The 20991-nt window shown below is 34.3% G+C and carries 20 protein-coding genes; 2 read left to right on the plus strand and 18 right to left on the minus strand.

Annotated features, from left to right (window positions below; all coding sequences use genetic code 11):
- Positions 1-114: 114 nt before the first annotated feature.
- The 5 genes from EDD61_RS09845 to EDD61_RS09865 all read right to left on the minus strand — a co-directional run bounded on the left by EDD61_RS09845 (position 115) and on the right by EDD61_RS09865 (position 6201).
- Entirely contained in the window at positions 115-1152 is a 1038-nt protein-coding gene (locus EDD61_RS09845; RefSeq protein ID WP_132225210.1) for a hypothetical protein, read from the minus strand.
- Positions 1149-1820 carry an ATP-binding cassette domain-containing protein gene (locus EDD61_RS09850; RefSeq protein ID WP_132225212.1) on the minus strand — a complete coding sequence of 224 codons (672 nt, stop codon included), beginning with the start codon at positions 1818-1820 and terminating at the stop codon, positions 1149-1151. The genes EDD61_RS09845 and EDD61_RS09850 overlap by 4 nt, the downstream gene beginning before the upstream one ends.
- Positions 1821-1915: 95 nt before the next feature.
- A complete protein-coding gene (locus EDD61_RS09855; RefSeq protein ID WP_132225214.1) occupies positions 1916-2857 on the minus strand; it encodes a hypothetical protein in 942 nt (313 codons plus the stop codon).
- Positions 2858-3021: 164 nt separating this feature from the next.
- Positions 3022-4455, minus strand: a complete 1434-nt coding sequence (locus tag EDD61_RS09860) for a DEAD/DEAH box helicase (protein ID WP_132225216.1) — start codon at positions 4453-4455, stop codon at positions 3022-3024.
- 342 nt (positions 4456-4797) lie between these two features.
- Positions 4798-6201 (minus strand): MATE family efflux transporter, encoded by a 1404-nt coding sequence (locus EDD61_RS09865; protein WP_132225218.1) that lies wholly within the window; start codon positions 6199-6201, stop codon positions 4798-4800.
- 242 nt (positions 6202-6443) lie between these two features.
- Here EDD61_RS09865 and EDD61_RS09870 point away from each other — a divergent pair, with 242 nt between their 5' ends.
- A complete protein-coding gene (locus EDD61_RS09870; RefSeq protein ID WP_008691045.1) occupies positions 6444-6899 on the plus strand; it encodes a nucleoside 2-deoxyribosyltransferase in 456 nt (151 codons plus the stop codon).
- Positions 6900-7468: 569 nt separating this feature from the next.
- Here the strand turns inward: EDD61_RS09870 and EDD61_RS09875 are convergent.
- The 4 genes from EDD61_RS09875 to EDD61_RS09890 all read right to left on the minus strand — a co-directional run bounded on the left by EDD61_RS09875 (position 7469) and on the right by EDD61_RS09890 (position 10520).
- Positions 7469-8596 carry an ADP-ribosylglycohydrolase family protein gene (locus tag EDD61_RS09875; RefSeq protein ID WP_132225220.1) on the minus strand — a complete coding sequence of 376 codons (1128 nt, stop codon included), beginning with the start codon at positions 8594-8596 and terminating at the stop codon, positions 7469-7471.
- Between the two features lie 247 nt (positions 8597-8843).
- Positions 8844-9455 carry a hypothetical protein gene (locus tag EDD61_RS09880; protein WP_008691043.1) on the minus strand — a complete coding sequence of 204 codons (612 nt, stop codon included), beginning with the start codon at positions 9453-9455 and terminating at the stop codon, positions 8844-8846.
- Positions 9456-9543: 88 nt separating this feature from the next.
- Entirely contained in the window at positions 9544-10044 is a 501-nt protein-coding gene (locus tag EDD61_RS09885) for a hypothetical protein (RefSeq protein WP_132225222.1), read from the minus strand.
- 89 nt (positions 10045-10133) lie between these two features.
- Positions 10134-10520: a hypothetical protein gene (locus EDD61_RS09890; RefSeq protein WP_243642715.1), complete on the minus strand. Its 387-nt coding sequence runs from the start codon at positions 10518-10520 to the stop codon at positions 10134-10136.
- A 134-nt stretch (positions 10521-10654) separates the two neighbouring features.
- Between EDD61_RS09890 and EDD61_RS09895 the strand changes: the two genes are divergently transcribed.
- Positions 10655-11944, plus strand: a complete 1290-nt coding sequence (locus tag EDD61_RS09895; RefSeq protein ID WP_243642716.1) for an FUSC family protein — start codon at positions 10655-10657, stop codon at positions 11942-11944.
- A gap of 193 nt (positions 11945-12137) precedes the next feature.
- Here EDD61_RS09895 and EDD61_RS09900 read toward each other — a convergent pair whose 3' ends face one another.
- The 9 genes from EDD61_RS09900 to EDD61_RS09940 form a co-directional block, all read right to left on the minus strand.
- Entirely contained in the window at positions 12138-12620 is a 483-nt protein-coding gene (locus EDD61_RS09900) for a PTS sugar transporter subunit IIA (RefSeq protein ID WP_132225224.1), read from the minus strand.
- 81 nt (positions 12621-12701) lie between these two features.
- Complete coding sequence (locus EDD61_RS09905) at positions 12702-14162, minus strand: glycoside hydrolase family 1 protein (protein ID WP_008691029.1); 1461 nt, start codon at positions 14160-14162, stop codon at positions 12702-12704.
- An 11-nt stretch (positions 14163-14173) separates the two neighbouring features.
- A complete protein-coding gene (locus EDD61_RS09910) occupies positions 14174-15226 on the minus strand; it encodes a hypothetical protein (protein ID WP_008691028.1) in 1053 nt (350 codons plus the stop codon).
- A 14-nt stretch (positions 15227-15240) separates the two neighbouring features.
- Complete coding sequence (locus tag EDD61_RS09915) at positions 15241-16638, minus strand: PTS transporter subunit EIIC (RefSeq protein WP_008691027.1); 1398 nt, start codon at positions 16636-16638, stop codon at positions 15241-15243.
- 167 nt (positions 16639-16805) lie between these two features.
- The gene (locus tag EDD61_RS09920) at positions 16806-17645 is read right to left on the minus strand and encodes a PRD domain-containing protein (protein ID WP_008977828.1); all 840 of its coding nucleotides are present in this window, start codon (positions 17643-17645) and stop codon (positions 16806-16808) included.
- A 505-nt stretch (positions 17646-18150) separates the two neighbouring features.
- The gene (locus EDD61_RS09925; protein ID WP_243642717.1) at positions 18151-18687 is read right to left on the minus strand and encodes a GNAT family N-acetyltransferase; all 537 of its coding nucleotides are present in this window, start codon (positions 18685-18687) and stop codon (positions 18151-18153) included.
- Positions 18688-19279: 592 nt separating this feature from the next.
- Positions 19280-19840 carry a YdeI/OmpD-associated family protein gene (locus tag EDD61_RS09930; protein ID WP_132225226.1) on the minus strand — a complete coding sequence of 187 codons (561 nt, stop codon included), beginning with the start codon at positions 19838-19840 and terminating at the stop codon, positions 19280-19282.
- 159 nt (positions 19841-19999) lie between these two features.
- A complete protein-coding gene (locus tag EDD61_RS09935) occupies positions 20000-20149 on the minus strand; it encodes a hypothetical protein (protein WP_008977831.1) in 150 nt (49 codons plus the stop codon).
- A gap of 44 nt (positions 20150-20193) precedes the next feature.
- Positions 20194-20940, minus strand: a complete 747-nt coding sequence (locus tag EDD61_RS09940) for an N-acetyltransferase (RefSeq protein WP_008977832.1) — start codon at positions 20938-20940, stop codon at positions 20194-20196.
- Between the last annotated feature and the right edge of the window lie 51 nt (positions 20941-20991).

Below are 20991 nucleotides of genomic sequence, written 5' to 3' on the forward strand. Positions count from 1 at the left end.
ATATGAAACTTGCAAGTCGCTCTTGGGTTCGTCGATAACTACGCCCCGAGGGATTTTCACCCTAGATATGTGGCATGCCCGCCACACATGAAAAATAGGATACTAAGTGATATCCTATTTTTTATATGTAATTTTTGTTGTGGGTAAAATATATATCTTGGTAATACGTTGCTTTTCTTTATAATAGTAATAAAGCAATAACAGCATGCCGCAAACCGTACCAAGAAACATAAGATAAGTTTTCTGTGCAATACCATAAACAACGCTAAATAGTATAAAAAATATAACAAATACATGCTGTTTCAAAGTAACTTCCCATGCCGCACAAGCTCTCCAGTAATGTACTGTATGCGTGTTTCTTCTATGAAAGATAAATTGCATTCCTATATCCAACAAGGATAAATATCGATTTGCTAAGAGTTCACCTTGTGTTACATGATAACCATTCAGCAACTTTTTTAATACCATTTCTCTTTGTAGTTTCCTTAACAGTAACCGCTCTCCCATCAATAACAAGATGCCATAAACAATCACACAGGTACCAATTATACCGTAAGCATATTGCACAAGAAGAGCTGACCATTCACCTAGATTGTATATACAAATAAGAAGAAACAAAGGCATGCAAGTTTTCCATACATTTATGATTGCCACACCACCTGCGATACATAAAAAGCCATTACTGGTAACATAACAGCTGATATGAAAGCCTAAAAAATAAAGGAAGGCAATACTAAACAGAATCAAGAAAAATGTCTTAGACAGGGTACCGGTGAAAAGATAAAAGATTATGAGAGAAGGAAGCAAGCATACGCATTGCAGGAAAAGCAGCATCAGCTCTTTTTGCAAGATACGTTTTCTAACAATCTTTCTGCAAGGCAAGATACTTTCCCATGTACTAATCGTTTCTTCTTGATAAGCAATATCATATAACAAATAAATACAGAGAAATGACGGCAATATGGCAATAGACAAACGCATGGCTGTTTGTGACAATAAAGTAGGCATGATCGGTAGCAGCTGTGCGATTCCCATGGATGTGCCGGTTTCGGTATAAATAAGCTGTTTATAAGCAATGCTTACAATGATGATGAAGATTAAATATTTCCATTTTGATGTACGTAATAATCTTGTTAATTCCAACATCATCATAAGTAATTCTCCAACGTGCGCTGATAATACGCTGTAATTTCTTTTTGATCTTTGGTATCTATTTGTATTTGTCCATCCACTAAGTGAATCAAACGTGTAATAAGGGAACGTGTCGCCTCTAAGGTATGTGATGTTATAACAAAAAGGCGTTCTTTACTTTGTTGCTTGATTAAGTCGATAGCTGCTGCACTACTTTGCGCATCTATAGCAACAAAGGGTTCATCCATAAAAATGATCGGTGCCTTGCTTAATAAGATAATGGCAATTGCTACTTTTTGTTTTTGCCCTGAGCTGCATTTCATTAAACGCTGTTCTAAATAATCAATATGCAAAGCATTTAACACTTCCATTACCGCATCCATCTTGAATGATATATCCTCACCGTTATAACAGCGGTAAAAATAACGCAAATTTTCCTTTACGGTAAGTTGTGGGAAAAGTGGACTTTCGAAAGGTAAATAAGCAATTGGCATGGTTCTTTCCAACGTTCCGCGATATGGAATCAAAAAGCCACAGAGAACATTTAATAATGTACTTTTTCCACTACCATTCGTTCCTGCTAATAAAATACATCCGTTTTTTTCTTCAATTGTAATATTGATATCCTGTAGGGTATCCTCTTCATCGTAAGCAAAATATAAGTGATTTGTTTGTATACTACTTGTCATAAAAAATTCTCCTTGCGAAAAGGATACGTCACTTTGCAAGGAATGTCAACTCATACTGAATAAATCGTAAATCACCCACAAAAAAAGCAGATGTTTTAGCCATAATATCCGCTAATCTCACATCCACCTTTTTGAAATATCTGTTTTTCAATAATTTTATGATGATGATAAATAATCACTTTCGCAATACTATTTAAGCTCTCTTTTACCGTCTTACACATGATTCCACTTACAGGTGCTTTCAAGGAATAAACATCACGATACAGCAAATGAATATCCAATTCATAAGAACCTTGTTTCATATGAAGAAAGGCATGAACACCTTCTTTTTTACGCATCATTTCCATATGGGTAACTTTCGCACCCAAATAGGTCGCAAAACGCTTCTGTTTTCCTTGCAACATCAAGACACAAATGATTCCTTGGAATTCTAACTGTTTTATAGGAATATCTGCAATGGATAGAAAAAAACAACTTTCCTTTTTCCTGCAGGAATTTGATTGATACCAAAGATAACGTTTCGGAAAGGACGTTCCCCTATCCTTTTCTATATAGCCAATACCCTTAGCATCAAACGCTTTCCCCTGAATTAAAAGCTTTCCGTCACAGCGATGATGCAGACTGATGATTGCATGCGTGCATTCCATCTCCATATAAGAAAATGGTCCCATGATGGTTGGCATGTAGATATTGCCATGCAGATGATGCTGTTGGTGGAACTGAACATCCATGTGCAGTTGTTTCTCTTCATCATGAAAGTGAAGATAATGGCGAGTAAATTCATTTTCTTTAAACTTTATTTTATGCTCTTCAATATGAATATCTTCATCAGGAAATACTAGATAATCGGAGATATTGCGATACGTATCTAAAACTTGAATAAAGCCATTTCGTATTCCCTTCTCATAATGAATGCCGACAATGACACCTACGCTGACTTCAGATGTCTGAATTTTATAATACCAGCCTTCGAAATATGGTTTTTTACCATTTGTTTCATGATAGGCAAATTCCTGTTCCAATGTTTCTTTTCGCAAAATGCATACACCTCTATAGCAGTATATGCATATTTCTTAGCTTCTATGTGTATATATGAAAAAAACTCTGATTTGTTAACTCATCAGAGTCTTTATCGTTTATGGTTAAACAAATGTCAATCCTTGATTGCCGTTATAATTTTAAAAACATATAGTTACTTCCCTTATTCCTTTGCTTTTTGTACTTTCAATTTCTTACCTTTAATCGTACCTTGCTGTAAAGCTTTTAACACCTGCTTACCTTTCCCATTTAAAATATCCACATAAGATTGATTATCTTGAATCTGAATCACTCCAATATCCTCAGCACTTACCCCCTGAATCTCACAAATTGCCCCAACGATGTCTCCTGCACGAATCTTTTTTGTCTTACCGCCATTCAGATACAACTTCATAGTATCTTTATGCACTTCTTTTCCCTTATCTTCTCGTAAGGCAAATGGTTTTGTCAAAGGCTCGATAGTTTCTTTCGTAACATCTTGATTACTGATTTCACCTCGTTTGCGTATTTCTAAAGGGTACCCCAAATATTCTTCAAGTTCAGCTTTGCGCTCTCCATCATATTCATTGATAAAAGTTATGGCAACACCACTGGCACTTTGGCGACCGGTTCTTCCGATACGATGCAAATAGGTCTCTTTTTGATTCGGCATATCATAATTGATAATATGGGAAATATCCAGTACATCAATACCTCTGGCCGCTACATCCGTTGCGACAAGAATGCGAATCTTTCCTTTTTTAAAATCGCGAATATTCCCTATACGATCCTCCTGCAACATACCGCCATGAAGCTTATCCACACACATATCCAATGCATAAAGTTCATCACAAATGGTCTTAACACCCTCTTGCGTACGAGCAAAAATGATACAAGATGCTGGTTGTTCCTTGCATAACAGTTGTTTAAGAAATGACAACTTTTGTTTCTCTTTCACTTCATATGCATAGTGTGTGATTGCCGCGTTTACTGTGGTTTCTTCCGATAACGTAATCAGCTTTGGCTCTTTCATAAACCCTTCCGCCAGTTCTTGTATCGGTTGCGGCATCGTTGCGGAAAATAGACAAGTTATTTTATTCCCTGGGAAATAGTTAAATATGCTTTGAACACTTTCTATAAAACCCATATTCAACATTTCATCCGCTTCATCAATTATGACATAGCGTATATGACCAGTCTTCAAAGTTTCTCTTTCTAAATGATCCAATATTCTACCCGGTGTTCCCACCACTACATGTGCACGCTGTTTCAAATCCTGTATTTGAAACTTATAAGGTTGTTTCCCAAAGATGGCAACCGTTTTGATACGACGATAAGCACCAATATTATCAAAGTCCTCTTTGATCTGCAGCGCCAATTCTCTTGTTGGCGTCAGGATAATTGCCTGCGGTTCCCTTTCCTCCCATATCAGCTCTTGCACGATAGGAATGGCAAAGGAAGCTGTCTTTCCACTACCTGTTCGTGAACGGACAATGACATCTCTTCCTTTTAAGATTTCCGGTATCACCTGTTCCTGTATCGGTAATACTTGTTCATAATGTAGTTTTTCTAATGCTTTTAAGATATCTGTATGTAATGCGAATTCTTTAAATTGCATAATTTCACCTTTTTCTTTCTTTTCTCATTATACAGGAATACGCAATGAAAAGAAAAGGGAATCTAACAAAAGTGTAAGTCATTCGTAAGCTGAATCCAACGACAGTTACGAAATAATGAGATAAACTTTAGATGTAAGATACATTAGGAGGAAAACCATTATGAGAAAAGCTTTAAACATTATCGGAACTGCACTATGTGTAGTATTCTTCGGCTACAGCGAAGAGAAATTGTGTAAGTAAGATAACCTTCCCTATGAATACAAAAAAAGAATACGAGTTCCCTGCATCACCAACAGTTGTCGTATTCTTTCCTTCTTACTTCTATAGAATCTATTTCATCCTTATTTCGCAAAAGCTTTTTTACGCACTAGCAGGTAGCAAATAAGATGTGCACTGATGGTAAGCATCCAAGAAATAGGATAGGACACATATAAAGAAAACTGCGTATGCTCTACCTGAAAGATGGTAAAGATCCAAATGATTCGGAATAGACAAGCCCCAGCTAACGATACCAACATCGGCATGATTGAATATCCTATTCCTCGTAAACTTCCCACAAAAACATCCATAATACCACATAAGAAATAACTGGCACTTACCACGCTCAATCGTGCTATTCCATATTGTATGACTTCTTCACTGGAAGAATAGATACTTAATAATGGATGTCCCAGTAAAAATGCTCCTATTCCCATAAACAAACCGACAAAGGTAACAATGCCTAAACATTGCAACAGAATCTTATCAATACGGTGGTATTGCTTAGCCCCATAATTCTGACTGGTAAAGCTAAGTGATGTCTGATATACGGCATTCATGGAAGTATACACAAAGCCTTCGATATTGCTGGCAGCAGTGTTTCCTGCCATAACCACAGAGCCAAATGAGTTAATAGAAGATTGTATCAGCACATTGGAGATATTAAAGATAACTCCCTGTAAGCCGGCAGGAAGTCCTACCCGTAACATACCAAACAGCTTATCTTTATGGAAAGATAATTCCTTTAGCCGTAAATGCAAAACACCTTCTGATTTTTCTAAGCTTAGTAATATTAAACCAGCAGATATTGCCTGTGCAATAATTGTCGCAAGCGCAACACCGGCAACTCCCATATGTAAAACGATGACAAAAAACAAATTAAAAATAACATTAACGACACCAGCAACTGTTAAGAAATAAAGCGGACGTTTGGTATCCCCTAAAGCTCGTAATAAAGCAGCTCCGAAATTATATACCATAAACGCCGGCATACCGATAAAGTAGATACGCATGTATAGCACAGAAAGCGATAAGACATCTTGTGGCGTTCCCATCATTTCCAGCAGAGGTCGTGCTAATAAAACTCCTGCTATGATCATAATCACACCACCCACAATAGCCGTTACCATTGCTGTATGGACCGTTTCTGATGCATTCTTATAATCTTGCGCGCCATAATAGCGGCCTAGTAAAACATTCGCTCCAACGGAAACACCAATAAACAGGTTGACTAACAGGTTAATCAGCGAACTGGTAGAACCAACCGCTGCTAAAGCATGGCTTCCGGTAAATCTTCCCACGACGATAATATCGGCTGCATTAAAGAGCAGTTGTAAAATACCTGATAAAATTAGTGGTATTGCGAAAACAATCAGTCGTGAGAAGAGTGGGCCATGACACATATCAATTTCATAACTTCTTCTCAATTCATTCATCCCTTTTCTAAATTCTTCATTATTATAGCAAGTTATCTTTCGCTTGAACATAGTAGAATTTCTGAATTTTTTGTAATTTAAAAGCGTACAGAAAGGAATGCGGGAGATTATAAATAAATATGGAAGAACATTGAGGAGAAATTATAAAAAAATTGCCGCTCTGTGAACTTGTTATGGAAAATCGTTTAATAAAACCCCTTTGTATAAATTCTTCCGTTGTTATCTAAACCCAATAGTTGAAAATTCTCTTACCTGCCTGTATAATCCTAATAGATGTAAAGGAGAATATATATATGTTAAAAGTTTATGTTGCCGGTTCCTTGTTTAATGAGGCAGAAGTCGCACAGCGTAAAAAAGAAGGGGAAATCTTAAGAGCAACTTTTCCACAGTTGGATATCTTTAATCCGATTGACCAACCATTTAATGAGAATAAGCAGTCGCTTCCAACACCTGAAGAAATTTATGATGGTGACACAAAAGCTGTCGAAGACTGTGATATCTTTATTGCAGATCTAACAAATGAAGATGCTGGTGTTATGGTAGAATTAGGAATTGCCATAAAATCACATACAAAAATCATCATTGGGATTAACAGTGATATCCGTTTGCAGTCAGCGAATCGCTATGATATCCCTACTTACGGCATGAATCATTATGTTCTTGGGGCAATTTTGAAGCATGGCTATTTTGTGAGAAGTTTTGATGAAGCTGTCGAAACCTTAAAAACGGCACTTGAGAATATTATATAGATTATGGTTTTCCAATCATAAAATTGTTTCTAAATGATAATTTTTCTTTAGCTGTAAAGCTATTGATTGATCATCGTCTTTTATGCTTTTATGTTTTTTTCTTTATTAATAGGCGAGATGTTCCTTCACTTTTCTAAACTGTTATGAAATTCATATGCATCCTAGCATTTACAAGTTTTGTGATGAAAACGATAGTATTGTAAAGCAACTTGCTTATTACTTAATTTTTGAGATTAATTTTAGACCAAAAGCCGTTTTTCTACTAACGGTTTTTTTTGCCTGTGTCCATTTACTTTTTCGTTATCAACATAAAGCTTTACATTGCTTCATATACCTTCTAAGCTTCAGCTTATACTCCATTTTGATATTCTTACAGTTTATAAATAGAAGTTCATTACGTTCCAATAATATAGACGTTTTAATTTGCCGTTTCTTGACCTTATCTTTCCATTGCTGAAAGTTTTGTTAATACAACGAAATTTGTTTTCACCTCATGCTTGTTTCTCGTCCAACAAGACGAAATTTGTTTTCATCTCACGCTTGTTTTTCGTCCAGCAAGACGGAATTTGTTATTCCTCAGAGCTTGTTTTACTCGGCACATAAGTTTTTTTAATATACTTCTGTTCCCATATTTCATCGTGATAAGAACCATATTCTATTATCTTACAATCATTATAAAGATCATCTGCAATTTCCATTATCACATTTACAAGTTCAAGATTTCTTATATACTTCTGAGGAATGCTTTTGTAACCAAGATAAGCACCCATGATATTACCAGTTACTGAACCGGTTGAGTCACTGTCACCGCTGTGGTTGACCGATGCAATTATCGCTTTATCAAAATCATCAGAATATTTTAGCGAACAATAAATCGCAATTGCAAGTGTTTCCTCAGCTACCCAACCCTGTCCAAGTTCTCTTATAGCTTCTAAATCATCTAAATTCTTATTTGCCAATGCAACTGCTCTATCTATCAACAAAATTAGATCTTTCAGATGTGTCTTGTCGGCAAATAAACGCAACAGAGCCTTCTTTGTATCCATCACTGCTTCCAGCAGAGAAATGTCCTCATTATGAGAAATCAAGTGAAGGATGTGCACCAAAGCAGCTGCAGGAATATAGCCAAGTTCGTGTCCATGCGTTAAAGCTGCTGTTTCTGCCCCAATCATAGCAATCTCATCACTTGTATACTTCTTTCCATCAAAATATAGCCCAATAGGAGCAACACGCATAATTCCTCCACTACCCTTACTCTGATTTATTGGTTCATCTATTGTTCCATTTGCTCCATTTTCAATCGCTGATATACAAGTGTTTCCAGGAGCACGGCGATTAAATAATTCCGCCACATTAACAAGCCACGAATAGGATAAATGTTCTTTTAACGGATAACATTCCAACTGTGTTTTAAGCCAATCCTTATAACAGGAAGCAATATAACTCGGATAAGCTTGCATGATTCCACGAGTCATACCTCTTGTTGTCCCAAGTAATAAACCATTAGCGGTAAAAAGTGTCATTTGTGTGTCATCAGAAATATGAGCAATACCATTTATAAGGTCATATTCTGTAATACCGTTTTCACCGTATTTTTTAAATATAAAATCTTCCTGATAGAACTCGACAGCATAGCCTAACGCGTCTCCGGATGCACCACCAACAAGGCAGCCTCTGTATTTATCTATATTCTTCATTTTGCTAAGCCCCTTTCTGACATATCATCACTTCATTGTTTTGTTTATAAAGATATGAATTCATCCATCCTCTTATTAACCTTTTTGATAATCACACAAGTAAGATAAACGTCTGAACTTACATCGTGTACCTTCCTATTTTTATGCTGTGATATGTAAAGGATGGTGTTTTATTATCAATATGTCCATAGTCATCCATAAAACAAATATGTAAACAAATTTTTATTATACTCACGATTATGTAAAACTACCACATATCATCTGCTAAAGTAGACCATTGCAATTGAAAGTGAAAACCATTTTGGGTAGTATTTCCATTCAAATCCTCTTCATTAATCGCACAGAATGGTTTTGTTTCTTTTCCATATGTTAAATACACTTCAAGCAGGCTTTGATCAGTAACAGTATTAAAAGGAACCTCTGTATAAATATATACTGTCTTTTCTTCATTTGGTTGTATAATACCATCTTTAGCATTTCCTTCAACATGATAATTTGATACTGGATAATAGTTCTCATCCACCATAAAAACAGAGCCCTCTTTACAATTCAAAAAATTTTTTATATTAATACTGGAATTACTTTGATTGTTCACTTTCGCAATTACACCTAATAATTCGCCATCGTTACTAGGGAAAAGATTTTTACCATTTTCTATTCTGAGATGTCCCCCATGTTCAGTTGCTGTAATATTTATGGTAACATCTTTCATTATTTCAATATTTTTTGCTGTGCTAACTTTTTGAAAAGTAATATAATTTCCCAATTCATTTTTATTTCCCTCAGAGTTATCATTAGCGCAACCTCCAGTAAAACATAAAATAAATGCACAAATCGAAATTAGAATACGCTTTTTCATATATATCCGCCTTTCATGTACCTGTGTTATCCACGTTTCAGATACTCCAAAACCACACCCTATATTAAATAGTGATAGTTTCTATAAATTAATTTTCTTCATCGATAACATCACCAAACTTCTTTATATTCAGCCCTGTATCAAGAACAATTGCTTTCTCCCCGACTCCAAATTCAATAAGTAAATCACCATTCCATTTCATTGTTATCAAAGGCTGCATACCACATTCTAAGTAATGATTAAATAGATTGTTTACTTTCATCCTTTGTATAATTTTAGGCTTAATTACATGAATAAAATGATCTCTTGACATTGCTTTCCAATGAAAAATTTTTTTGAAATCTTCATAACATTTTTGACATATCGTCGCATGCGGTTCATCAAGCAGACTATAACCTGCATGCCACGTATCCGGTAAATCACTTATCTCATCGGTACAAAAATCACAATGGTCATGATCATTTAATTGACTTTTTTCTGAATAATTACGCCAATACAATGTTTTACCGTTCAGATATGATTCTTGTCCTTGCAATCTCCAATCATCTTCAAGTAATTGGTTGTTTATGCTTTGCTTCAAATGTTCCATAAAGACCACTTCCCATTCTTACCACTACTACTTTATAATCTCAATGATTTAAGATAATCTACTCCAGGTTAAATATTGAACAAAGCTTTCTATAGCATCCTAATGTCAAAGTTAAAATTATGCATTTCAAGCTGAGAAATAACGCCAGTTCCATTTCCCATTATAACTCCTCTAGGTGAAATACCCTCATCCATATCTGGCAATTCAATCACCTTATGAAAAAATTTTAAAATCTTTGACTGTACCAGTCTATCATTTATATTTTTTGATAAAAGATAGAGCATAAGTTTTGAATAAACATAACACGAATCTGTATCATCACCATGATATTTTAACACTAATTGATGATACTCAGATAATAATTCAGGAAAATAATCAAGAAAAAACATATTAAGATCACAATAATCAATTGGTGGAGTATCTATATACCTATATATTTGGTAATCATTCATTTGGAAAACATTTTCAGAATACATTATATGCATATTCTTTACATATTTTTGTACAAACTCTATTTCTACCCTAGTTCTTGTTAGCAAACTATTATGAAAATATTTGATAATGGATTCTGTTCTCCAATTTCTAAAGATTACCACGCAGAATCTTAGCCATGGTCGCCGGCGCGTTTTCCATCATTGCCTATCAATGGATCATGGGAAGGAAAAAAATAAAAAACAATGCGCAAGATATTCTTTGCGATATGATCCATCATATCAAGGAACAAATACAGCTCACTTTATCAGATGATATGCCCAATGACAACTTGAATCATATGCATCATAAGCTCCATGCTTTAAGTAAGATTATTTATGATCGCCGTAAAAAGGTACTTTGCGTATCGGATGCAAGTTTTTCTTTGATTGATGCAGGCCGTGGCTTAGAGCATTTGAATGTATTGATACAGGAATTGGATACACCTTTACATGATCATGAGCGACTTCTCTTACAACAGATTGATACACAGCTTTCTTCATTTGATGCCTTTATTCAAGGAAGTATCACTGAACTACCAAAGCTGGATGTTTGTGATTTTGATGATGACAAAAAGAATCACCTGTTTTATCACATTCTATTATATATTCGTGATCGCTTATTGCATATGAGTGATCCAGGCAGTCAAAAGCATTGGCAAAGATCCTCGCTTTCCTTAAAAAACAGGCTGATCACTGCCTGCAATTTTAGTTCTGTGCGTTTTGTTTATGCTTTGCGTATTGCTCTTGTATTATCTTTGGCAACGCTGTTTGTACTATGGTTTTCATTACCACATGGGAAATGGCTTCTATTTACACTGGCTTCTGTTTCTCTTCCTTATGCTGATGATGTACCTGTCAAAATGAAGAAGCGTATCTTGGCAACCTTGCTAGGCGATCTTGCCTCCGTTCTCATATACAGTTTGTTTGCTTCACCAATCAGCCGCATGGCTGCGATGATGTTATCCGGTTACGCTTCTTTCTATTTTCATGACTATGCCGCAACCTTCACCTGTTCTACAATCGGTGCGCTTGGCGGTGCTGTATTTATGTCAGCCTTTGGTTTTCAAGCAAACTTCGATATGTTTATAATTCGATTAGGTTATATACTTGCCGGTGCAATACTTGCCTATATTGCTAACTGTATTATCTTCCCTTACACTCGTTTACAGGCAACCAAAGCACTTTGGCGTCGATATGAAGATGTCACTAATCTGTTAATTAGCATTTCAAAAGAAAAAGAACCTGATAGCTGTATCATCCAGGCGCATATGCTGGAAGAAAAACTATCAAAAAATGCAGCTTTAGAAAATTGGGAAAATTTCCCTGAATATATGCGACAATGCCGCATAAAGGTATATCAGGCGCATCGTACACATATCGTTGATCGTAAAGATGCAGCTATCTTTAGACCGGAATTTTTAGTGTGATGCTTTAAAAGAAGCCGAATATTATCGCTATCATATAGTAAGAAGTGTATTGGCAACACGAATCTGGTTTTCTCGTATCAAATTTAATCCTATGCAGGATATAGCAAAGATAGCGGTTTTTCAATGATGAAATAGAAAAAGAGTATGTAACCACCTAATGGATAAGATTACACACTCTTCATCATTTTATAATTTACAGTACTAAGCTTTCCATAGCATTCACAGTCATGTTTTGTTTAAACGCAATGGGTTCACCACCTGGGTTCTGTGTAACAATCAGCATAACACTTACATCAAAACCTTTTACCTTCAAAGTGTCGAAATCAACATCAACAATTGGTTGACCCATTTTTATTTTCTCCCCTTGTTTCGCTAATACTGTGAATCCTTCACCATTTAATTCAACCGTATCAATACCGATATGTATCAATAATCCCATACCATTTTTCATCTTCACGGCATATGCATGTCCTGTTGGATACATCACTTCTAAAACACCATCAGCTGGAGATAACAGTGTATCTTTTCCTTTTAATGGTTCTAAAGCGATTGTTTGCCCCATCATCTGCTGTGCAAAAACATCATCTTGCACCGTTTCGATTGGAAACAATTTACCGTTCAATGGTGAAACGATTTCTTTACTCTCTTTTTCTTCCCTTTTCTTTCTGAAAAACATATTGATTCCTCACTTTTCATATCTTATATATCTTGACATAAGTAATTATATTAAGAATTCATTTAAATTTAAAGTTATTTTTTAATCGCTTAAATCTTCTCCATTGCTTTGGATAACTTTTTTGAACCAATAAAAACTATCCTTTTTATATCTTTTCAAAGTACCTTTACCACGATCATCCATATCGACATAAATAAAACCGTAACGTTTTTTCATTTCTCCCGTAGATGCAGAAACAATATCAATGCATCCCCACATTGTATAGGCAAGAATATCTACACCATCTTCCACCGCTTTTGCCATTGCCTGAATATGCTGTCTTAAGTAATCAATACGATAGCTATCATGAACGGTATCGTTTTCAAGCTTGTCATTAGCGCCTAAACCATTTTCCACTACCATCAAAGGCACTTTATAACGATTATATGTTTCATTTAGGTAATAGCGAAGTCCTTCCGGATCAATTTGCCAGCCCCATTCGGAAGCCTTTAAATATGGATTTTTGGCAGTTGAGAAAATACTTTTGTTTTTCTCTAAAATTTCTTTATCCGCAGTACCGCAGCCGGACATATAATAAGAGAATGCATAATAATCTACCACACCTTCTTTAAGGATAGCATCATCCTCAGGCAATGTATGAATAGTTGCCTGTAAATCTTTTAAGTAAGACTTAGTAAAAGGTGCATATTCACCTCTAACCATGACATCACCACAATAATAGTTGGTTCTTTGTTGCACTTCCCACGCCTTCATGACATCTTCCGGTTTGCAAGTGTATGGATAAACGACATTGCTGGCAATCATACAACCAAATTTAAAATTCGGGTTTATCTTGCGCCCTTCAATTACCGTTTTTGCAGAAGCGATAAATTGATGATGCATGCCATTTACAATAAGATTTGCATCATTAGGTGTGATTTTATCTCCTTTGCCAAAGAATAGTTTTTCTTCTTTTGGCATCATACCTAGTGACATGGTAACACCGCCACCCATCAAAGGTGTGTTGATTTCATTAAAGGTTAACCAATAGGTTACCAAATCTTTATATTCCTCCATAATCGTTTTGGTATATGTAACAAAGCAATCAATCGTTCTTCGATCTTCCCATCCATTCCACTTCTTTGTTAAATGATAAGGAAATTCATAATGTGACATTGTAACTAACGGTTCAATACCATACTTTCTACATAGTTCTAAAACTGAGCGGTAATGATCTAAACCTTTTTGATTAGGCTTTTGATCATCTCCATTTGGAAAAATACGTGTCCAATTGATAGACAAACGATACATCTTAAATCCCATCTCTGCAAAGAGTTTTATATCTTCTTCATATTGATTATAATGATTAACTGCAAAATGAGATGGATAAATCGATCCTTCTTCTATTTCTTTTGTAAATCTTCGTGGGGAATCAACTTTACCGACCGTAAAATGATCGGCACAGGATTCTCCTTTACCATCCTGTTTCCACGCACCTTCACATTGGTTTGATGCCGTAGCCCCTCCCCAATAAAAATCTTCTCTAAATACACTCTTTTTCATATAAGTCTCCTTTACTTCACATCAAAGCCTAATTCTTTTAGCTTAACATCATAAGCCTCCATATTTTCACCAAAGGTTAAATATACACGATGACGGTATGGTATTTTTCCTTCATACCATGTACCAAAAATTTGTGACTGCCCATGCTTTTCCACACGTGGTTTTGGTGTAAATCCTTTGCATCCCCATTTCCCTTCGAAATGAAATTCTTTTCCACAGAATCTAAAGATTGCATCTTTAAATACACATGTACCATCATTAACATATGGTAAATGCTCCCATTCTGCTTCCATTGTGACATGATCGGTTAAAATCGGCTCTTCTCCATCAATATAATAGTAAGCAAAAATCTTTCCTGAAAATTCAAGACTTATCAGCGCCTGTTCTCTGCGTCCATCTTCACGAATTCCCATCATATTCATATAAACATAGCCGAAGTTGTTCGTTATGCCATCAAAGCCATTGATTTCTGTCGGAATAAATAGGCGATCATGTTCACCTAATCCAAAGATTGGTTTACCTTCATATACTCCACTAACCGTAGCAGGACGTATAATCGTTGCGACATGATTGTACATAGATTGATGTTCAAAAATCGTCTTAGGCCATCCTTCTCCTTTTATGGAAAATACATTTCCTTCCTTTGCGGTAAAATAATCTTCATTAAACTTTAACTGTGAGAATGGTTCTTTTGATTCAAAGCCATACATGCCATCCTCAAATTCGTGATATTCACTTATTTTTGTTCCTGCTTGCGCAATTTCTTCTTCATGATATACCCCTTTTTGTACATCAAGGTATGTATCACCTAATTCTACGATATCGCCAAAGCGATATTGATTTTTAATCATATCCGTATGGCGAATATAAAGCATTGGTTTTTGAGTAACATCTCCATTTGGAAATACCATAGCGATAATATCCGCCAAAGATAAGATAGAATGCCCATCATAATCGTTATCGAATACTTCCGGTCTTTTAGTTGCTAAGTCTTTGTTGTTTACATCTTTTATAGTTGCATATAAAGGCTGATCCTTGTGATTTATAAATTCTACTTTTGTCATTTTCTACACCTCATTTATTGTTCATCAAATTTTGCAAAAAAGTTTACACCTAAAGCCGCCATCAAACAGCAACCCAATGCAATAATGGTTCCTGCCACAACATTAAATGTTGATCCAACACTGAAATACGGTACTACGGATAAAATGTTAACAGATGCCATCAATGCACATTTAATATTAAATACAGCTAGCAGTAATCCTCCGATAGCGTTGCATATAACCAATACCAGGATGGATGTTTTAGATTTTAAACAAACTCCATAGAGCGATGGTTCGGTAATACCCGCTACAAAGCCAGATACAAAATATCCCATCGGAATATCTTTATTCTTTTTGAATTTAAACGCTGCGCCCAATGCCATACCATAAATAATAAAGGAAGTAATTACTCCAGCCGGTAAAACAAATGCTTCAAAACCAATTGGAGCAGCAGCTGTAACAGCCGCAACATAGGTAGTCACATGCAATCCAAATAAAATCATAAACGGATTTAATGCCGTATAGATCGTTAAAGCAATAATTCGAATTGGTGCTGCTGCGTTTGCACAATACATAAAGAAATCACTCAACAACTGACTCAAATAAGAACCTAATGGTGCACAGAATACAAACATCACAATAGCCATGATCATGACATTTAGTATTGGTACGATTAATGAAGCTATCATGGTCGGTGTATATTTTGTGAGGAACTTATTTACATATTTAAAGATCCATACACCAATCAGTACCGGTAAAAACTGTTGTGAATAATTGGATACAGGAACATTGATACCAAAGAAACTAATAGACTCTCTCACACCGACAAGAGCCATAAAACTCGGTGTAATAATCATTGCCCCTAAGAAGATACCCCACATAGGATTTACCTTTAACTGCTTTGCCGCTGTATAGCCAATATACAGTGGGAAGAAATAGAATAATGCTTCAAAAAAGAAGTTACAGGTAATAAAGAAATCAGATTTATTTGATATTACATTGAACATATCAGGTCCTAGTAAGGTTACTACCGTTTTCCAAATAGATGCACCAATCAATATAGGGATGATAGGAGCGACAGAGTTCATGATATAGGTAATTACGACATCAAATAACCACTTAAAAGAAAATTTACGTTTTTCTTTCACATCATCCAAATTTTCTTTAATTTCATCCTTTTTATCCAATTCTGCCATATTGCATAATTCATCATAAACCAAGGATACATTTGGTCCAATGATGACCTGAAAACTGGTTCCAGCTTTTTTAATACCAAGAACACCATTTACTTTTTTTAATTCTTCTTCATTTACTTTTGTTTGATCTTGCAATTCAAATCTTAGACGGGTAGCGCAATGAAATACAGAAATAATGTTTTCTTTACCGCCTATCTTTTGAAGCACATCTTGTGCTAGTGTTTTATTTTTATCCATATAAATTTTATTTTAATTAGAACATTTTCTAATATTTTCTCCTTTCCTAAAATCATTCATCTATATCCTTTTCTCTTATCTTATTTTTTAAATATTCTATAAGCCGGCCGTAACTATATAGAATTTCTTTTTATCCTCTCCTTTCCTTTATTTTTATATTTAACCATTCATTTTTTCGTAAATATCTGTACGAGATGAATCATTAAATATAATTTTTCTTCATCATTCAATTTATAATTCATACAAGCATCAATATAATTGCTGATTTTTTGAACAACTTGCCAAACTTGTGGATATTTATCCGTTAACGTATCTAAAATGCCATTTTCATTTTGTACATCCAATACAACATGCAATTGTATGTTTTCGATTAAAAATCGTAGGTGCATCACAAAGCGGTTATAATGATAATCATTTGTATTACCAAATGCTATATTGAAATCACTTGCCACTATGTCACAAATATCTTCAATATAACCAGTCATTTGATATGTCTTATGCATATCATTTGATTTCTCTGCATTTACGATATGCAATGTAATAAAATTGGCTTCATCTTCATCTATTTTATATGGCATTTTTTCATTCAACAACTTCACTGCATGGACTGCTATTTTATATTCATCGGGATATACTCTCGGTAAATCCCATAAAATAGAATTATCAAATGATATATTTTGTTGCAGGCGATCCACTAAATTATTGACATGGTCCAATAATGTTACATATAACGCATCACTTAATTCTGTTTTGGACTTTTCTTTAATCATCGAAGTTACATCAATGCAGGCATCTATCAATTGTTTATCAATCTCTGTAAACATTTGGTTGAATCTTCTGATCAAAGAGATGTCTTCTAAGACAAATCGTTTTTCTATTTTGGTTTCATCTACTTCATCACCGGGTCTTTTTTTATAACCGATAGATAAACCTTTTAACATAATTTCTTGATTTTCAGAAGTACGTATTGACACCATATTGTTGTTGATCACTTTATAGATTTGCATGATATAACCTCCTTTTGCGTACAAAAAAAGCAAGACGGATACAACAAAATATATGTTGTAAACAGGTCTTGCTTAACTTAATAATCACATCACCATCATTACATTTATAAATTACCATAAAAATTTTTATAATGCAATAGCTAATTTAATTTTTCTGTAAGCGCTTATTATTTTTTAGCTATTATATTGGTATTTTTTGTTTTAATTTCTAATTATTGTAAATTATTCAGTGATTAGCATGATCTTTCATACGGCTTATGTATATCTATATAATACTTTTATAACAGTCATTATACTCATACATCTATGTTTCACCACCTTTTTTCACAGGTATTCCCTTTCATACTTTTCATCAAAAAAATCATATAATGATAGCTTGATTAAATTTGTTATTTCCTCTGTATTAAGTGTTTTATCTGCCATACTCATTTTTCTATTATTGTATCTTTTACCATTTGGCAACCTAAGATTTTATTATTTTCTATGGAAACCAGATTAATAATTCTTATATAATCTTTATTTCATACCCATATTCATGTAACACAAAACCATCATCGAATATTTCATCATAAACACCATCTGCTTTTATAAACCCGTTTTTTATATAAAGTTGGATAGCCGGTTTGTTTATATCTACCACAAAAAGCCTAAGATATTCAGCTCCTAATGTTTTGGCCATTTCCTTTGCTTTATTAAGCATTAAACTAGCTATTCCTTTTTTTAAACACTTGACATTTACACCTAATCGATCCACATATAGAGCCTTTGCGTAATGATCACTCCAAGTTATTGTATTTTCTTTTGAGATTGCATCATGCAAAACAAAAGCCGATACGATCATACCATTCTTATTAAGTAAAACATAAAGCTGTTTATTTTTTATATCTTCCTCAAAGAATTCACAAGGATAAATATCGTCCCAAATTTGTATATCCTGTTTATTCATATTTTCAATGATTTGCTTATACATATCTTTTATCTCTGCTAAGTCTTGTAGAACGGCTAATCTAAACTCCATTTTATCATCTCCGTAAAAATCCATATACCTCATTCTAGCATACTAGCATTTGTAATACCATAAGGTAGCAAAATTATAAACTTAATGCACCTATTAGATATTATAGTTATTTATATTCTCATGAGGATATGCTTTTTTGTTGTTTACACCTAGAGAAATGATTATAAAAACTACTGTAGATATATGGTTTATCGAGATATCAGCATATCCTAGCGTTCAAAACTTTATTAATGATTTATCAAATACTTCAGAAATATCTTCTTTGTTCCAGCAACTATCGGACAAGCCGATGTCTGATTATAAAATTTGAAATTATGTGGGCTGTGCAATTCCAACTGGGACTCAAGCACATTCAAAATTGATATTTTTTAATAACATTCTGGAATTTTTAATACCACATCACTAGAAATTAAACTTTAATTTCAGATAGAAAAATGACCAATTTTGTATTACCATAACTCGCCACTTTCACAATTTTTACAGAAAGTCTATCTTTTATTTACGTCTATCTTGTGGGTAAATTTTACCTGTTTGCTGTTGTATGCGATTATGAGAAATCAATGAAGATATAACGGTAGTTAACCGAAATCATAAACTAACTGGTGTTTTCAATTTGCTACATTGGTTTCAAATTTTTATTAAGTCTATCTACCATCCAATCGATTCTCTTTTTTCTACCTTTATCCGTCTTAGCATCAAAATAGGCTTTCGCATAAGTTTTCTTAACTGATGGAGACATTGATTGAAAATTTTTATAAGCAAGATCATATTCTTTTAGAATATTAGATACTTCTAAGATATGCTTTTCTGTTATTTCAAGAGCTTTTGGTGCATTCCATTGTCCATTATTTTTAGCTTCTTCCATTTTATTTCTGCCATATTCAGTCATAAGACCTCTTTCTTCAAGGCTTTCTGCTAATGCTTTATTTTTTTCCGACCACTTACTTTTTTGCCTACGCATTGAAAAATATTTTTTATAAGTTTTATCATCAAGCCTTTGCATTTGTCCATCAATCCACCCAAAACATAATGCTTCTTCAAGTGCTTCATTTGCCTTTATTGTTTTTGGTTCTCCTGATTTTCTAAATAAAATCCAAACGCCCTCGTTTGATAAGCAATTATAAGATAACCATTTTCTAAATTCATCTCTATTAGCAAATTCTAATACGTCTTTCATCACATATTCTCCTCATTTTCAAGAATTCAAATTTCCCTATATGCCTCATTATAACACGATGATATTTTTAATACCACATCACCAGAAATTAGCACTATTTTTACCAAACATTTATAAAATCCATCATTTTTAAACGTAAAACAGGACAGCTAATATCAACTATCCTATTCTGAATGTATCTACGTACAACGGCAAAAGAAGTCCAGACATTTTAGAGGAAGCCGTATTGCCATGTAAGAAAATAAGCGGTTCTCCCTGCCCGTATTCTTCATCATAAATAGATTTACCCTGATACTTAAAATCTGCCATTATATCACCTTTTTTTAAGGGTTCGCTAATAAGATAAACGGAATTTATTTTGCCAACAACTTTAAAAATCTCTTATCATTCATCTGTTCATTAGTTAAATATTTACCGTTATAGAACAGAGCATACGTTGTAATCGGCGTAGGTGCACTTTGTGCTTGTTCTTTGCTTTGCAAATGAATAGCTTTAAACTGTACGCCCTTTTCTTTTGCGACTTCTTCTACAATAGGGACATATTTTGCGTTAAATGGACATTGACAGGTATAGTATAAAACATATCCCATTTCATCAATGTGAGGGTGTTTCGCACACTCTTTGAATTTAGGTAAAGAAGCATTGCTGTCAAATGATAAACACCATAATTGAATACCATTATCTGCTTCATCACAAACGGTAAAACCTTTGTATTTTAAAAATTTAGGATCAGCTAAAAAGGGTTTTTTCTTTTTGGAAGATAGAATACATACCCCTTTTTTTCCTTTGATTTTACTATCTTCAATACACGCATTTAATAAGTCTGTTGAGTATCCGTGTCCCTTGAATGATCCAGCTACCCAAAGACAGTTAATATACATAAAATCATCTGCAACAATTGGGTTCCAAGCGTTTTCAGCAGGAATATACTCAATAAAACACTTCCCTCGTTCTACACTCTTTAGAAAAATTAGGCCTTCATCAAATCGTTCTTGTAACCAAGCCTTTTTTGATGATACCTGAATATCATTGTTATTTGAAATAGCACAGCATATATGCTCTTTGTCTATATTCTCATTAGTTACTCTAAGATATTCCATAAAAACACCTCATTTCTAATTTCCAATTTTCTTAGTTCTAAAAACGGCGAT

The sequence above is a fragment of the Longicatena caecimuris genome (assembly GCF_004341945.1).
Taxonomy (GTDB): Bacteria; Bacillota_I; Bacilli_A; order Erysipelotrichales; family Erysipelotrichaceae; genus Longicatena; species Longicatena caecimuris.

Coding starts and splice junctions, on each gene's coding strand:
- EDD61_RS09930 (WP_132225226.1), bottom strand. CDS start 19,840: ATGAAAGACGTATTAGAATTTGCTAATAGAGATGAATTTAGAAAATGG.
- EDD61_RS09875 (WP_132225220.1), bottom strand. CDS start 8,596: ATGAAGAATATAGATAAATACAGAGGCTGCCTTGTTGGTGGTGCATCC.
- EDD61_RS09910 (WP_008691028.1), bottom strand. CDS start 15,226: ATGACAAAAGTAGAATTTATAAATCACAAGGATCAGCCTTTATATGCA.
- EDD61_RS09925 (WP_243642717.1), bottom strand. CDS start 18,687: ATGGATTTTTACGGAGATGATAAAATGGAGTTTAGATTAGCCGTTCTA.
- EDD61_RS09890 (WP_243642715.1), bottom strand. CDS start 10,520: ATGTATTCTGAAAATGTTTTCCAAATGAATGATTACCAAATATATAGG.
- EDD61_RS09870 (WP_008691045.1), top strand. CDS start 6,444: ATGTTAAAAGTTTATGTTGCCGGTTCCTTGTTTAATGAGGCAGAAGTC.
- EDD61_RS09905 (WP_008691029.1), bottom strand. CDS start 14,162: ATGAAAAAGAGTGTATTTAGAGAAGATTTTTATTGGGGAGGGGCTACG.
- EDD61_RS09880 (WP_008691043.1), bottom strand. CDS start 9,455: ATGAAAAAGCGTATTCTAATTTCGATTTGTGCATTTATTTTATGTTTT.
- EDD61_RS09935 (WP_008977831.1), bottom strand. CDS start 20,149: ATGGCAGATTTTAAGTATCAGGGTAAATCTATTTATGATGAAGAATAC.
- EDD61_RS09895 (WP_243642716.1), top strand. CDS start 10,655: ATGGTCGCCGGCGCGTTTTCCATCATTGCCTATCAATGGATCATGGGA.
- EDD61_RS09900 (WP_132225224.1), bottom strand. CDS start 12,620: ATGTTTTTCAGAAAGAAAAGGGAAGAAAAAGAGAGTAAAGAAATCGTT.
- EDD61_RS09920 (WP_008977828.1), bottom strand. CDS start 17,645: ATGCAAATCTATAAAGTGATCAACAACAATATGGTGTCAATACGTACT.
- EDD61_RS09865 (WP_132225218.1), bottom strand. CDS start 6,201: ATGTTCAAGCGAAAGATAACTTGCTATAATAATGAAGAATTTAGAAAA.
- EDD61_RS09915 (WP_008691027.1), bottom strand. CDS start 16,638: ATGGATAAAAATAAAACACTAGCACAAGATGTGCTTCAAAAGATAGGC.
- EDD61_RS09940 (WP_008977832.1), bottom strand. CDS start 20,940: ATGGAATATCTTAGAGTAACTAATGAGAATATAGACAAAGAGCATATA.
- EDD61_RS09860 (WP_132225216.1), bottom strand. CDS start 4,455: ATGCAATTTAAAGAATTCGCATTACATACAGATATCTTAAAAGCATTA.
- EDD61_RS09885 (WP_132225222.1), bottom strand. CDS start 10,044: ATGGAACATTTGAAGCAAAGCATAAACAACCAATTACTTGAAGATGAT.
- EDD61_RS09850 (WP_132225212.1), bottom strand. CDS start 1,820: ATGACAAGTAGTATACAAACAAATCACTTATATTTTGCTTACGATGAA.
- EDD61_RS09845 (WP_132225210.1), bottom strand. CDS start 1,152: ATGATGATGTTGGAATTAACAAGATTATTACGTACATCAAAATGGAAA.